At 45.8% G+C, this 15,561-nt stretch carries 8 protein-coding genes; all 8 read left to right on the top strand.

The window, feature by feature from the left end; translation table 11 throughout:
* Positions 1–405: 405 nt before the first annotated feature.
* The 8 genes from J4N22_RS11835 (at position 406) to J4N22_RS11870 (ending at position 15,500) form a co-directional block, all read left to right on the top strand.
* Positions 406–3,558, top strand: coding sequence for a SusC/RagA family TonB-linked outer membrane protein (locus tag J4N22_RS11835; protein WP_207494795.1), 3,153 nt, complete (start codon positions 406–408; stop codon positions 3,556–3,558).
* A gap of 18 nt (positions 3,559–3,576) precedes the next feature.
* On the top strand, positions 3,577–5,364 hold the full coding sequence (locus J4N22_RS11840; RefSeq protein ID WP_207494796.1) for a RagB/SusD family nutrient uptake outer membrane protein: 1,788 nt from the start codon (positions 3,577–3,579) through the stop codon (positions 5,362–5,364).
* Positions 5,365–5,409: 45 nt separating this feature from the next.
* Complete coding sequence (locus tag J4N22_RS11845) at positions 5,410–6,996, top strand: endo-1,4-beta-xylanase (protein WP_207494797.1); 1,587 nt, start codon at positions 5,410–5,412, stop codon at positions 6,994–6,996.
* Between the two features lie 178 nt (positions 6,997–7,174).
* Entirely contained in the window at positions 7,175–9,097 is a 1,923-nt protein-coding gene (locus J4N22_RS11850) for a sialate O-acetylesterase (protein WP_207494798.1), read from the top strand.
* Positions 9,098–9,123: 26 nt separating this feature from the next.
* A complete protein-coding gene (gene uxuA / locus J4N22_RS11855) occupies positions 9,124–10,290 on the top strand; it encodes a mannonate dehydratase (RefSeq protein WP_342450932.1) in 1,167 nt (388 codons plus the stop codon).
* Between the two features lie 167 nt (positions 10,291–10,457).
* The gene (locus J4N22_RS11860; protein WP_207494799.1) at positions 10,458–11,354 is read left to right on the top strand and encodes an SMP-30/gluconolactonase/LRE family protein; all 897 of its coding nucleotides are present in this window, start codon (positions 10,458–10,460) and stop codon (positions 11,352–11,354) included.
* A gap of 38 nt (positions 11,355–11,392) precedes the next feature.
* A complete protein-coding gene (locus tag J4N22_RS11865; RefSeq protein ID WP_207494801.1) occupies positions 11,393–14,020 on the top strand; it encodes a glycoside hydrolase family 3 C-terminal domain-containing protein in 2,628 nt (875 codons plus the stop codon).
* 133 nt (positions 14,021–14,153) lie between these two features.
* A complete protein-coding gene (locus tag J4N22_RS11870) occupies positions 14,154–15,500 on the top strand; it encodes an alpha/beta hydrolase family protein (RefSeq protein ID WP_207494803.1) in 1,347 nt (448 codons plus the stop codon).
* The last annotated feature ends 61 nt before the right edge of the window (positions 15,501–15,561 follow it).

Genomic DNA, 15,561 nt, shown 5'->3' on the forward strand with positions numbered 1-15,561 from the left:
TACAATAAGCCCTGCTATTGCTGTGCTTGCAATCTACTGGGGTACCTACTCCACTGAAAGAGGTACTGCAATCAGTTACATTACAATAATCTCTAACAGCTACCGCTTCTTTTGGTGTAACCATGACATTTCATGTATTATTTTATCTAATCCTGCTGTTTTCTTGACCATCCAATTATGCTGCATGAGCTGGAAAAAATATTTTTTTAGAAAAAAATGCAACCGATTGCATTTTTATGATTTTTATTTCTACATTAGTGTAGTAATACAACTACAGTTTCCAAAAACGATTGTCATGCTTCCTCTAATTCTTATCAAGAAGGACATTATGTTCCCTTCATCTTTCGCTGTAATTCCTCTTTCCTTTCATTCTGTTCTATTCAATAAAAACTAAAACGCCCTATTATGAAATGTATGGCTACACGAAGCCTGCTAAAGCTGATGATTGCAACTTGCTGCATTCTCTTAAGTAGTTTATCCTTCAAGGCTACTGCACAAAATGTGACAGTAACTGGTAGGGTAACCAACGACAGCGGGCAGGTGATCCCGGGAGCGTCAGTTTCAGTTGTTGGTTCTACCCAAGGTACCAGCACCAACGAGGCCGGCGTATTCTCCCTCTCTGTTCCTCCCAACAGCTCTCTTATTGCTTCGGCTATTGGGTATGCGGCTAAAACAGTACGCGCTACGCCGGGTACTCCTATGACTATTTCCCTTGTGTATGCTCAACGACAGCTGGAGCAGGTAGTGGTGGTTGGATATGGTACCCAAAGAAAACGTGATGTGACCGGTGCAGTGGTATCGGTAAATGAAACCGCTTTGCGCGAAGTACCTGTTGCTAACATACAGGGAGCTTTGCAGGGCCGTGCTGCCGGTTTAGAGGTGCAATCAGTAGGTACTAACCCGGGCGCTGGAGCGCAGATCCGCATTCGTGGTATACGCTCTATCAGTGGTTCCAACGATCCGCTTATTGTATTGGATGGAATTCCTTATGATGGAAGCCTGAATGATATTAACCCGGGCGACATCACAGCGGTTGATATCCTGAAAGATGCGTCTGCTACTGCTATCTATGGTTCCAGGGGTGCAAATGGCGTTATCCTTATTACCACCAAGCGTGGCCGCACAGGTGAAACACGTGTTTCCTACAACGGCTTCTATGGCTTGGGAACAGTTGCTAATAAGTATCCTGTTTTCAATGCGCAGGAATACCAGGCAATGCGCAACATATCTACGTTTGCCCAAGGCTATCAGCCTGAAGAACTTGAGTCGATCAGGAAAGGTATCAGCACCGACTGGCAGGATGTGATGTACCAAAAGTCGCACAAGACGGATCATAACCTGAACATTTCCGGCGGTAGCAATGGAAATACTTTCTCTTTAGGTGGCGGCTACTATAAAGAAACTTCGGTTCTTCCGGGACAGGATTTTACCCGTTATTCTTTAAGAGGTACAATAGATACCCGTATAGGCAGAAACCTGAAAGTAGGTTTGAACACAATCAATACACTTGGTATTACCAATGGATCACAATTTGTGAATCCAATGTTCCCGCTGCTTTCGCTTAGCCCGCTTATGCCGGTGTACGATAGCCTGGGTAAACCAATCCTTTCACCTACAGGTAACAACGACGACAGGCTTACACAATACAACCCAATCTTTCTAAAGAACAACAATAACAGCTGGTCTGACAGGGTGCGTCGTTTGCGCTCCTTCAACAGCTTGTATGGTGAATACCAGATTACTACCGGCTTAAAATATCGCCTGAATGTTGGTCTTAGCTATGCACAGCAACAGCAGGCACAGTTCAGGGCATCAGATGATCCACTAGGCATTACACCAAGTTACTTCCGTCCACGCCAGGGTAATATTGCTTTTGTAGGCAACGGTGAAGAGTGGGGCTACACGATCGAGAACTTGCTGACCTATGATAAAACTATAAAGAAACACAGGTTTAATGTAGTGGGACTGTATAGTGTACAGGAATCGCAGAATTACAATACAACTATCACAAAAGAGAACATCACTGAAAACTTCATACAGTGGTATGCATTAGGATTGTCTGATCCTGCGCCTGCTGCGGTATTGGGCGGCGGCGAGGCAAGATCATCTTTGCTTTCTTACATGGCAAGGATTAACTATGCTTTTGATGATCGCTTCCTGCTCACTCTAACAGGCAGGGCCGATGGTTCATCGCGCCTGGCGCCGGGAAACAAATGGCACTACTATCCTGCGATATCTGCGGGTTGGAACATAGACCGAGAAAGCTTTATGGACAGAGCTGACTATATCAGCAACCTGAAATTGCGTGTTGGTTATGGTCAAACGTCTAACCAGGCTATTAGCCCATATAATGCATTAGGATTGGTATCGAACCAGAACGGCGTAGGTAATACTGCTGGTATTATCCGCTACAACTTTGGTCCTACAGTAGTAACAGGATATAACGTGGTTACACTTCCAAACCCGAACCTGTCATGGGAGTTTACAAAAACACTGAATGTAGGTCTAGACTTCGGATTATTGAAGAACAGGATCACAGGTTCATTGGAGTTTTACGACTCTAAGACTGACCGCATCCTTTACGGTGTGAACCTGCCTGTAACATCGGGTGTAGCTGGTGCATATACTACCAACGTAGGAGAAATGCAGAACAGGGGTATGGAATTCACTCTTACCACCGACAATATCCGCTCAGCAAAAGGCTTCAACTGGAGCAGTGATCTAAACCTTTTCTTCAACAGGAACAAGCTGCTGAAGCTTACTGATAATATCGAAAGAAATGTTGGTAGCCAGCTGCACGTTGGATATTCTATGACCTCTATTTACGACTTCAAGAAATTAGGTATCTGGCAAATGTCGGAAGCGGCTGAAGCAGCAAAATATGGTGCTGTACCTGGCCAATTGAAGCTTGCTGATGTAAATGGTGTAGATGCTACTGGCAAACAGACAGGCCAGCCTGACGGTAAGATAGATGACAACGACCGCCACATCATTGGTAACAGTGATGCTAAAATCCAGGGTGGTTTCACCAACCGTTTTTCTTACAAAAACTGGGACTTGAGTGTGGTAACCTATGGCCGTTTTGGTGGCATGCTGATCAGCCAGATACACCAGCCGCTGGCATCGTACCTAACCATCATGAATGGTGTAAGAAGCGGAATAAAAGTAGACTACTGGACACCAACCAATCCATCAAATTGGTTCCCGATGCCACAGGCTGCTATCAGCCCTCAATCTACAGCATGGACAACGCTTGGCTATTACAATGCATCGTTCCTGAAGATCAGGAGCATCAACCTTGGTTATACATTTAGCAATAACCAATTGCGCCGCATGAATGCACAGTCGATCAGGCTGTATGCTACAGTTGATAATGTGGCTATTCTTTTCTCACCATATAGAAGGTTAACCGGTATAGACCCAGAAGGTACCAATACAGGTAATGCAGGTGTGGTGACACCAGGTAATATCAGGGGTGGCAATAACGGTGTCATTACTATCAATGCAGCTACTCCACAAAGAAGAACATTCATCATTGGTGCCAATATCAATTTCTAATTCACAATACTCAACACAATGAATTCATTCAAGAAATTCCCGTTAGTAGCAATAGGCATGATTGGCTTGCTGCTGCTGAATACCGGATGTAATAAAAAACTGGAGGAGAAGCCGTATACGGTCTTCACGCCTGAATATTTCAAAACCATTTCCGGGTTTCAAAGTGCGGTGCATGCACTGTATTCAGGCCAGCGATTCATGTATGGCCCTGAGGGTGCAGTGGCTGTTACGCAAGCTGGTACCGACGAATTTACCGCTGCCGACCAAACCAGGACGGGAGCTGCCGGCGACCTGTTAACCATCTGTAATTATACCATAGATCCAGGTAACGGCGCCATCCTTACACCGTGGAACCGTAGTTTCAACAACATCAACCTGGCAAATGCAGTAGTAGAATTTGCACCTGATGTACCACTGGATGCAGCCACTAAAAATGTTCTGGTGGCAGAGGCACGTTTTCATCGTGGTCTTTATTACATGAACTTGGTTACCCAATTTGGTGCTGTACCATTAGACCTGGGCAGCGGCGAGTTGAAATTCAACCAGCGCGCATTCCAGGGCTTCAACCGTGCACCTATTAATGAATTGCTGGTGAAGAACTACCAGACGATCATTAATGACTTCACTTTTGCTACGGAGAACCTGCCGAACCAAAGGCCGAACAATGCTTTCAGGCTTTCTAAGTCAGCAGCTTTCCTGATGCTGTCTCGTGCATACATGTACAAAGCTTATTCAGAAGCAAAAGAAGCAACAGATTTCAGCAGGTCTTATGCAGCTGCTATGCAGTTGATTAACAACCAGTCGCTGTACGGCATTGAACTACTGCAAAACTTTGCTGATGTTCACCGCGAAAACAACGACTACAACAGGGAGATCCTGTTTTCTGTAGAAAGATTACCAGGCGACAACAATAGCAACGAGGCTACGCTAAACCAGGGCATTGGCGGTGGTAAAGGTGTAGATGCTTCCAACGATTTCAATCCTGATTACACTACCATACGTTCTCCTTTGCCTTCATCTCCTTCTGCACCTGCAAGTACACGTACATCACAGTATGGCCGACCTATCAGGCGTTTTGCTCCTACTGCATGGTTGTACAATGTAGCCTTTGCTGATAAAACAAATGACAGCCGCTACGATGGAAGCTTCCGTACAGTATGGCTGGCTACTACTGCAGTAGGACCTTTTGCAGTAGGCGACACGGCTTTCATACTGGCTAAAACAAATGCACAGGCAGACTCTATGAATGCCATTCCTAAAAGTTATCGTGTGATTGCTCCACGTGAATTTTACCTGATAGGTGGAACGTTTGCCAACAATATTTACCCGGCGCTTAGTAAATACGAGGACAGCAAGAAACAGAACCCGAACGATCCGGGCGGAAGACCTTTCGTTGCGGCTAAATTTTCAGAAGCTTATTTGCTGGCTGCAGAGGCTGCCATGCAAGGCGCTGGTGGCGGTACCGCTGAAGCAGCAACACTGCTGAACGTGCTGAGACATCGTGCAGCTTTCAGACCAGGATTAACTACGGCTGAATTGACAGCCCGTAGAAATGCACTGACCATTTCTGCCGGACAGGTAAATCTTGATTTTATACTGGACGAGCGCACAAGAGAATTGTGTGGTGAAAGCATCCGCTGGCCAGATCTTGCACGCAGGGGTAAATTGCTTGAAAGAGTGATTGCTTACAATCCTGATGGCGCACCTAACATCAAGCCTTTCCACGTGTACAGGCCTATTCCAAGGTCGCACCTTGAAAACCTGACCGTGCCTAATCCTCAACAATATCAAAATCCCGGTTACTAATCAACTGATAATCCAGGAAGCGCCGCTTCAATAAAATAATCATCGATGAAAAATAATTTCAAACACATCATTCCTGCGCTGGTAGTTGCAGCCGCTATGAGCTCTTGCAGTAAGATGCAGGATGTAGGAATATTAAACCAGGGAGATTTTAAAGACACTTCCGCTCCACTAAAAAGTGCAGCTTCATTCACAGTAGGAGCTGCTGTCCCCTTCAACCAGATGGTGAACAACCCGCTGTATAACTCTATAGTAAAAAGAGATTTTAGCGGTATCACCATTGAGAACGACATGAAGCATAGCTCCATAGTTCAGGCAAATGGTAGCCTTAGCTTTACAAGGGCTGATGCAATTATCAATGCTGCACAAGGACTGGAGATCTTTGGTCATACACTTGCATGGCACTCGCAGCAAAATGCCAGCTACTTGAAATCATATGCAGGCATTACGGTAGCAGCAGCTACAGAATTGATCAACAATGGCGGCTTTGAAAACGGGCTTACAGGCTGGTCGGTGTTCAATACCAACGGCGCTACAATTTCTGCAGGTAGCGGTCCAACTGAAGTACGCACCGGCAACGGTTCAATGAAAGTGGTTAACCCAACTGCATGGCCGGGCGGGCAGTGGCGTGTGCAGGTATCCAGCTCCAACTTTCCTACAGTAGTAGGACGCCAGTACAGCGTTACCTATTGGGTAAAAGCTGCATCAGCAGGAGGTTCTATCCGTCTTTCTACGGGTCCTACCAACGCGCAGTACCAGGGCGACCAAACCATTGGAACCAACTGGCAAATGATCACATTTACATTCACTGCTAACATTGCGTCTACCACTTTCCTATTTGATATGGGCCAGGTAGCTAACACCTACTACATAGATGATGTGAGTGTGAAAGAAGTAGTACAGGCACCTTCAGGTGGACAGGTAGCAGCCAAGCTGGATGAGGCTTTAAATAACTTTATTACAGGTATGGTAACGCATTTTAAGGGTAGAGTAAAAGCATGGGATGTGGTGAATGAGATGTTTGCTGACAATGGTGCTATCCGCAACAATACCAACACCAATACTACGCCTGCAGATATCCTGGTATGGTCTAATTACCTTGGCAGAGACTTTGGCTTGAAAGCCTTCAATTATGCAAGGTCAGCTGATCCAAATGCATTGTTGTTTATCAATGATTACAACCTGGAGCAAAGCCCGGCAAAACTTGACTCCCTGATAGCTTATGTAGCCGAAATAAGAGCAAGAGGTGCTAAAGTAGATGGTATAGGTACACAGATGCACGTAAACTGGAACTCAAACCGCGGACGCATAGACGACATGATGCGTAAGCTGGCAGCAACTGGTTTGCTGATCCGCATCTCTGAGCTGGACGTGAAGGCTAACACTGGTCCTAAGCTTGGTTATGTTTTCACACCACTCGATGCTTCTTACCAGGCAGAGATGTACAGGTATATTGTAAACTCTTACATGAAGCATATACCTAAAGCACAGCAATACGGCATCACCGTTTGGGGTATCACCGACAACACAAGTTGGTTGTATAGAAATGGTGAAGATTTCCCGCTGCTGTACAATGCTGATTTTTCTAAAAAGCCAGCCTATGCAGGATTCTTGAAAGGATTAAGAGGACAATAAAATAATAAAGTGGTTGATGCTATTGCAGGCATCAACCGCACCTCATGCATGTACTACTGACAATGGAACTTAAGATGCAAGCAAGCAGTCGTTAGAAAGCAGGCGGCATACCTTTGTATGCTGCCGCTTCTTCTTTACAACAGAAACCACAAGTAGTTAGCTTTATCGAAACAGACCAATGGTTAGAATCATTTTGGCTTTTTTCCTTCTTACAATCAGTTGTGTTGCGCATGGGCAGGTGCGTTTGCCGCAGATCATAAGAGATAGCATGATACTGCAGCGTGATACCAAAGTAAATGTTTGGGGCTGGGCCAGTGCTGGTGAAAAAGTAACTGTAACCATTGCATCTAAAAAATATAGAACCACGACCGACCATGCCGGTAAATGGAAAGTAATGGTAGGACCAGTAAAAGCAGGTGGTCCTTATGAAATGGAAATAGCAGGAAAAAATAAGATCAGGCTTTCAAACATCCTGTTTGGCGATGTATGGTTTTGCTCAGGCCAATCGAACATGGTGCACCAGATGGAGCTACACAAAGAGACTTATGCTAGCGACATAGCAAATGCCAACAATGACCAGATCCGCCACTTTATAGTACCTAATAAAACCAATCTGCAAGCACCCGAAGACAACCTAACAGGAGGCAGCTGGAAAACAGCTAATCCTACAGATGTTAGGCAGTTCTCGGCCGTAGCATATTTTTTTGCAACAACTATCTATGATAAATACAAGATCCCAATTGGTCTTATCAATGCGAGTGTAGGTGGTACGCCAATAGAAGCATGGACAAGCGAAGAGGGCTTCAAAGAATTTCCCGCTGTATTAAATACGGTTCATAAAAATAGGGACACAGCTTATATCAATAGCTATAACAGGAATGCAGCAGCAACCCAACCTAAAGGTCTTGGTTCAAAAGACCTGGGAATGAAAGCAGCTACGAAATGGTATGATCCAAATTATTTACCTAAAGGATGGAGCAACATAAACATTCCCGGCTACTGGGAAGACCAGGGCACTAAGAACCTTGATGGAGTGGTTTGGTATCGCAAGGAGATAGAAGTACCCGGAACAATGGCAGGTAAAGCTGCTAAGCTTACGCTGGGAAGAATAGTGGATGCTGATGTGGTGTATGTAAATGGCACGCAGGTAGGTAGCACAGGTTATCAATACCCGCAGCGCCGGTACGCCATTCCTGCAGGTTTATTGAAAGCAGGAAAAAACCTGGTAGTTGTTCGTGTAGTGAACTATGGTGGTAAAGGAGGTTTTGTTCCCGATAAACCTTATCATTTTTCTGCAGGTACAGATACGATAGACTTGAAGGGAACCTGGCAGTACAAAGTTGGCGAAGTTTTCACGCCTGCTAAAAATGTAGTAGAACCTATCAATTTACAGAATCAGCCTACCGCGCTATACAATGCAATGGTGGCTCCGCTTACCAATTACAACATCAAAGGCGTGCTTTGGTACCAGGGTGAAAGCAACATCAGGAATGCAGCTGATTATGCTAAGCTGTTACCCAACCTAATTGATGACTGGAGAACAAAATGGAAGCAGCCTTCACTGCCATTCATCTATGCACAGTTGCCCAACTTCCAGGAGGTGCAGTACCTGCCATCAGAAAGCGACCTGGCAGTAATGCGTGAGAGCCAGCTAAAAGCTTTATCAGTACCTAACACAGGCATGGCCGTAACCATAGAACTCGGTGAATGGAACGATATACATCCCGACAATAAAAAAGATGTAGGCGTACGAATGGCACAGAGTGCATTGAAGGTAGCTTATGGAGAACAGGTGATTCCTTCAGGTCCTATCTTCAAAAGCTTTACCCGCAATGGCAACAAGCTGGTATTATCATTCGACCATATAGGTTCTGGTTTAATATCAAAAGATGGTGAGCCATTAAGATGGTTCGCCATTGCAGGAGCAGACAAGAAATTCGTGTGGGCAAACGCCGAAATACAAAATGATACAGTTGTTGTTTGGAATGAAGAAATAAACGATCCAAAATATGTGAGGTATGCATGGGCAGATAATCCTGCTGATGTAAACTTTTATAATAAAGAAGGTTTACCTGCGTCACCTTTCAGAACCGGCGAGTAAGATTACTTTTAGATAAATAAAAGCATATGCAAATGGAACAGACCATGCGGTGGTTCGGACCTAATGACCCCGTAAGTTTAATGGACATAAAACAAGCAGGTTGTACAGGTGTGGTAACAGCATTGCACCATATACCTGTAGGTGATGTATGGACAGTAGATGAGATCAACAAACGAAAGGCTGTTATAGAAGAAGCAGGACTAACATGGACGGTAATTGAAAGCCTTCCTGTAAGTGAAGACATTAAAAAACATTCAGGCAATTTTGCGCAGCATCTTGAGAACTACAAGACCAGCCTGCGCAATGTAGCAGGCTGCGGGCTGAAAGTGGTAACGTACAACTTTATGCCTATCCTCGATTGGATGCGTACAGATATCAACTACGTGATGCCCGATGGCAGCAAAGCATTGTATTTTGAAAAAGCAGCCTTCATTGCTTTTGATCTTTTCCTGCTTCAGCGACCCGGTGCTGAAGCTGATTATACAGATGCAGAAAAAGCAGCAGCTAAGGCTCGCTACAATACCATGAGCGAGCAGGAGAAAGAGATTCTTTACACCAATGCATTATTGGGTTTGCCTGGAAGTGAAGAACGTTTTACGGTAGAACAAATTTTAACCGCTCTCAGAACATACGAAGGCATCGATGCCCAAAAACTAAAGCAACACCTGTTTTATTTTTTACAGCAAGTAGTGCCAGTAGCAGAAGAGGTGGGTTTAAAAATGGCCATCCATCCTGACGATCCGCCTTATCCTATTCTTGGACTTCCACGTATTGTAAGTACAGAGCAGGATGCAAGGGAGCTGATAGAAGCGGCACCATCACCGGCTAATGGATTGTGCTATTGCACCGGCTCGTATGGTGTACGTCCCGATAATGACCTGGTTGGAATTATTGAACGACTGGGTGATCATATTCATTTCATCCACCTGCGTGCTACTAAGCGCGATGCAGATGGAAATTTTTACGAAGCCGATCATCTTACAGGTGATGTGGACATGTATGCTGTAGTGAAAGCATTGGTACAAACGATGAGGCGAAGAGGTGTATCTCTTCCTATGCGCCCCGATCACGGGCACCAGATGCTGGACGACCTGGAGAAGAAAACATACCCCGGTTATTCTGCCATTGGCAGGCTTCGCGGACTGGCAGAACTAAGAGGACTTGAATTAGGGATCAGCAGGAGTATTTCCTGATCGTATGACCTGTTGTTTATTTTGAACACATAGGTTCATAGGAACAGTAGGAAACATAGACTTTTGATCAAGTGAAAAGGGTGTAACGAGAACATCACATCTTCTATCTTTCAATTCTATGATCACAATGTTTTATGTGGTAATGAGTAAAATTTCAAAAACTGCTTATGAAAAATATGCTCTTGCTCTATATACTTTCTTTCTCCATGGCATGCGGCGCAAACAAACCAACACCTAAAGCTGCTACTACATCTTTAGTTGCTGATGGTGCTACGCTACAGTTAGTATCTGACCAGTTTAAGTTCACAGAAGGACCTGCAAAAGATGCAGCAGGCAATGTCTTCTTTACCGACCAGCCCAACAACCGCATCTGGAAATACAACACCGATGGTCAGCTTTCTATTTTCATGGAAAATGCAGGCAGGTCGAATGGTTTATACTTCAATACCAAAGGCCAATTATTAGCATGTGCCGATGGCAACAATGAACTATGGCGCATTAGCATGGACAAGAGTGTACAGGTGCTGGTGAAAGATGTAAGTGGAGAGAAGCTAAATGGCCCAAACGATGTTTGGGAGAATGCCAGCAATGGCGACATCTATTTTACCGACCCGTATTACAAGCGCGACTATTGGACAAGGACTGAGCCGGCAAGGCCGCAGCATGTATACTTGTTGCGCGGCGGCAAACTCACAACAGTGGCCACCGACCTGGTAAAGCCAAATGGCATCATAGGTACAGCTGATGGTAAACGTTTGTACATAGCCGACATTGGCGATAACAAAACTTATACGTACACCATAGAGAAGAATGGTAGCCTTAGCAATAAGAAGTTGTTGGCTGCTCAAGGCTCTGATGGAATGACCCTGGATGAAAGAGGCAATGTATACCTGACAGGCAAGGGCGTGATGATCTATAACGCACAAGGCGAGCATCTTCAAACCATTACTGTCCCGGAGAATTGGACCGCCAATGTTTGCTTTGGTGGGGTGAACAACAACCAACTTTTTATTACTGCTTCTAAGAGTGCTTATACTTTACTGATGAATGTAAAAGGGCAATGATGCTTTTGACTTTGTTTTTAAAACACCAATTACGCCATATGAATATATTCTTCAAACGCTTGTTGCTAATGGCAGCTATAGCGTCTACTGGTGTGCTGCATGCACAAAACAAATATGCTTTTCAAAACACACAGCTTTCGTTTGAGCAAAGGGTGAATGACCTTGTTAGTCATCTTACGCTGGAGGAAAAAGTAGCGCAGATGCTGAACGCTGCACCAGCCATCCCACGCTTAGGCATACCTGCGTACGATTGGTGGAATGAAGTACTGCATGGTGTAGCACGTACGCCATACAAGGTTACCGTTTACCCGCAGGCCATAGCAATGGCGGCTACCTGGGATACAAATTCACTTAAGACAATGGCTGACTATTCAGCATTGGAGGGAAGAGCTATATATAACCGGGCGATAGCAGAAGGTAAATCTGGGCAACGTTATGTAGGCCTTACCTACTGGACACCCAACATCAACATATTCCGTGATCCACGCTGGGGCCGCGGCCAGGAAACCTATGGCGAAGATCCTTTCCTGACAGCTATGTTGGGAAAAGCTTTTGTGCATGGGCTGCAGGGCAACGATCCAAAATACTTGAAAGCTGCTGCTTGTGCCAAGCATTATGCGGTACACAGCGGGCCCGAACCAGCACGACATGTTTTTAATGCAACAGCAACTAACTACGACCTGTGGGATACATACCTGCCTGCCTTCAAAGAGCTGGTGGTAAATGCAAATGTTGCAGGTGTCATGTGCGCTTACAATGCCTTCTTTGGTCAGCCGTGCTGCGGCAGCGATATATTGATGACCAACATCCTGCGCAACCAGTGGAAGTTCAACGGTTATGTTACCTCCGACTGCTGGGCAATAGATGATTTCTTCAAGAACCATAAAACACATCCTGATGCGGCTACCGCTTCTGCTGATGCAGTGTTGCATGGTACCGACATAGACTGCGGAACTGATGCTTATAAATCGTTGGTATCTGCAGTACAAAGAGGTTTAATAACGGAGCAACAGATTGATGTTTCTGTGAAGCGTTTGTTCATGATCCGTTTCCGCCTTGGCATGTTCGATCCCGTACAGATGGTGAAGTATGCGCAAACACCTGCTTCTGTTTTAGAAAGTGCACCACACAAAGCACATGCATTAAAAATGGCGCAGCAGTCCATCGTGCTATTGAAGAATGAGAACAACACGCTGCCACTAAGTAAGAAGATAAAAAAGATAGCAGTTTTAGGTCCTAATGCAGATAACAGCATTGCAGTGTTAGGAAACTACAACGGTATGCCTTCAGAGATCATTACGGCATTGCAAGGCATCAAGAACAAGCTAGGTAAAGATGTAGAAGTGGTGTATGAGAAAGCGGTCAATTTCACCAACGATACACTGCTTCAATATGCTGATGTAAGCAACCAGTACAGGTTTGAAGGCAAGCAAGGGTTCAGGGCAGAATATTTCAACAATCCTGAACTGAAGGGCGAGCCGGTATTGGTGCGTATGGAAAGCAAACTAGACAACTTCTGGCAGGAAGGCGAGATAGTGACGGGTACTTTGAAAGCATATAATTTTTCTGCCCGTTATACCACCGACTTCACAGCAACAACAACCGGCGATATCACTTTTGAATTAGAGGCAGACGATGGTTATCGCTTTTTTGTGAATGGCAAAGAAGAGATTAACGCGTGGACAAGGAACCGTTGGGGTGCACGCACTTACCAATTAAATACGGAAGCTAACAAAACTTACCGCCTGGTGGTAGAGTACCAGCAAGGCGAAGGCAAGGCTTCTGTTGCGCTGCGTGCGGGACGTTATCAAAAACCTGATTTTGCTGCACTGGCTAATCGTTTACAAACTGCAGACGCCATCGTGTATGTTGGTGGCATTTCACCGCAACTGGAAGGAGAGGAGATGAAGGTTGATTTCCCTGGCTTCAACGGCGGCGACCGCACCTCTATACTTTTGCCAGCGGTACAAACCAACCTGATGAAAGCACTACATGCTACAGGCAAGCCAGTGGTTTTTGTGATGATGACAGGAAGCGCCATTGCCACGCCATGGGAAGCAGAAAATATTCCTGCTATTGTGAATGCATGGTATGGTGGCCAGTCAGCAGGTACGGCCATAGCAGATGTCCTTTTTGGCGACTACAATCCTTCGGGCCGCCTGCCGGTCACGTTTTATAAGAACGACCACCAGCTGTCTGATTTCAATGATTACTCCATGGACAACCGCACCTACCGCTACTTCAGGGGCGAGCCGCTTTATGGCTTTGGCCATGGCCTTAGTTATACCACCTTCAGGTACGATCAACTGAAAGTGCCTGCTACCGTTGCGCAAGGCAAGAATGCAACGGTGAGTGTGCGTGTCACCAATACCGGCAGCCGCGATGGCGACGAGGTGGTGCAGCTTTATGTTTCGCATACCAATGAAAATACACGTACACCCATTCGCGCATTGAAAGGCTTCAAACGTATTTCTTTGAAAGCAGGTGAGTCAAAGGTTGTTTCCTTCACGCTTACACCAGAGCAACTTTCAGTGATCGATTATGCAGGACGTACCAAACAATTTCCCGGCAAGATCTTCATCAACGTTGGCGGCAGCCAGCCAAACGCAGCTACTAAGGCAAGTAAAAAAACAGTAGAAGGCAGTTTGATGATAGCACGTTCCTAAATCTCTTTGTACTAGTTGGTGACCAGCAGCAGTAAGCAAATCAGCTGTTGTTGTGTCACTCACTTGTACCGCATCTTTCCATAGCAGCTCTGGGCTCCATTTTTCATCTTCTTAATTATCATCAATCACCCCAATGAAGCGTTGTCGCATTCTTCTTCCACTACTCTGCTTTGCAGCTACTATAGCACAAGCACAGTTTTCGCAGCAAGCCAGGGACAGCATACGCAAACTTTCAGAGCAAGATCATGCGCACATGATGCGGCAGCTCGGGATTACCTCATTGCGGCAAGGTGCAGACGGTTGGAATCCTAATGCGCCCAATGCAGCAAATTTTGATGAAGCAAAGGCTAATCCTTATCCCAATCTGCCAGATCCGTTGCTGACAAAAAATGGCAAGCGTGTGAAGACAGCAAAGCAGTGGTGGCAGAAACGTCGCCTGGAGATAGTAGAAGATTTTAGCAGGGAGATCTATGGCCGTATGCCTGCTACACCACCGGTAAATTGGGAGGTAGTAAGCACTACCAATGAAGTAAAAGAAGGTTTTGCTGTGGTTACCAAAGAGCTGGTGGGACGGGTAGACAACGCTGCTTATCCGCAGGTATCGGTTAATATAGATCTTACGCTTACCACACCGGCCAATGCCACTGGACCAGTGCCGGTAATGATGGAGTTGGGTTTTGTATTTCCACCCGGCTTCCGCTTCCCCGGCCAGGACAGCACCAGGCGTGAACCAGCATGGCAGCAGCAGGTACTGGCGCAGGGTTGGGGTTATGCAGTCCTCGTTCCTGTTTCTATACAGGCAGATCATGGTGCAGGTTTGTCGCAAGGCATCATTGGATTGATGAACAAAGGTCAGCCACGCAAGCCCGATGACTGGGGAGCATTGCGTGCATGGGCATGGGGTGCAAGCAGGGCTATAGATTATTTTGAAACAGATAAAGCAGTTGATGTAACACGTATAGGCATCGAAGGACATTCGCGCTATGGCAAGGCTGCACTGGTGGCCATGGCTTATGATCCGCGTATTGCTGTTGGCTTTATCAGTTCTTCAGGTGAAGGTGGTGCCAAGCTGCACCGCCGCAATGCAGGTGAGCTGGTAGAGAATGTAGCCAGCGCTGCAGAATACCATTGGATGGCTGGCAACTTTATCAAGTATGCCGGCCCGCTTACATGGGACGACCTGCCGGTAGATGCACATCAGCTGATAGCTCTTTGTGCGCCACGTCCTGTATTTATTAGTGTAGGCAGCGTAGGCGAAGGATGGGTAGATGCAAGAGGTATGTTTATGGCTGCTGTACATGCAGGTCCTGTTTATAAACTACTAGGCAAAAAAGACTTGGGCACCGCTGAATTTCCGCCTGTAGGGAAAGGTCTGATGGATGGCGAGATATCTTTCCGTCAGCATGAAGGTGGACATACACCAGGCCCTAATTGGCCAACATTTATAGAATATGCAAAGCGGTATTTTGGGAAGCGGTAGGCGTTAGATGATAGGCGTGAGGCGTGAGGTTGTTAGGTGTTAAGCGTTAGATGAAAAAGCT

This window comes from Aridibaculum aurantiacum (assembly GCF_017355875.1).
GTDB classification, from domain to species: Bacteria; Bacteroidota; Bacteroidia; order Chitinophagales; family Chitinophagaceae; genus Segetibacter; species Segetibacter aurantiacus.

Bases quoted from the DNA above. Each gene is read 5' to 3' on its own strand.
- uxuA (WP_342450932.1), top strand. From the start codon at position 9,124: ATGCAAATGGAACAGACCATGCGGTGGTTCGGACCTAATGACCCCGTA.
- J4N22_RS11870 (WP_207494803.1), top strand. From the start codon at position 14,154: ATGAAGCGTTGTCGCATTCTTCTTCCACTACTCTGCTTTGCAGCTACT.
- J4N22_RS11840 (WP_207494796.1), top strand. From the start codon at position 3,577: ATGAATTCATTCAAGAAATTCCCGTTAGTAGCAATAGGCATGATTGGC.
- J4N22_RS11835 (WP_207494795.1), top strand. From the start codon at position 406: ATGAAATGTATGGCTACACGAAGCCTGCTAAAGCTGATGATTGCAACT.
- J4N22_RS11845 (WP_207494797.1), top strand. From the start codon at position 5,410: ATGAAAAATAATTTCAAACACATCATTCCTGCGCTGGTAGTTGCAGCC.
- J4N22_RS11850 (WP_207494798.1), top strand. From the start codon at position 7,175: ATGGTTAGAATCATTTTGGCTTTTTTCCTTCTTACAATCAGTTGTGTT.
- J4N22_RS11865 (WP_207494801.1), top strand. From the start codon at position 11,393: ATGAATATATTCTTCAAACGCTTGTTGCTAATGGCAGCTATAGCGTCT.
- J4N22_RS11860 (WP_207494799.1), top strand. From the start codon at position 10,458: ATGAAAAATATGCTCTTGCTCTATATACTTTCTTTCTCCATGGCATGC.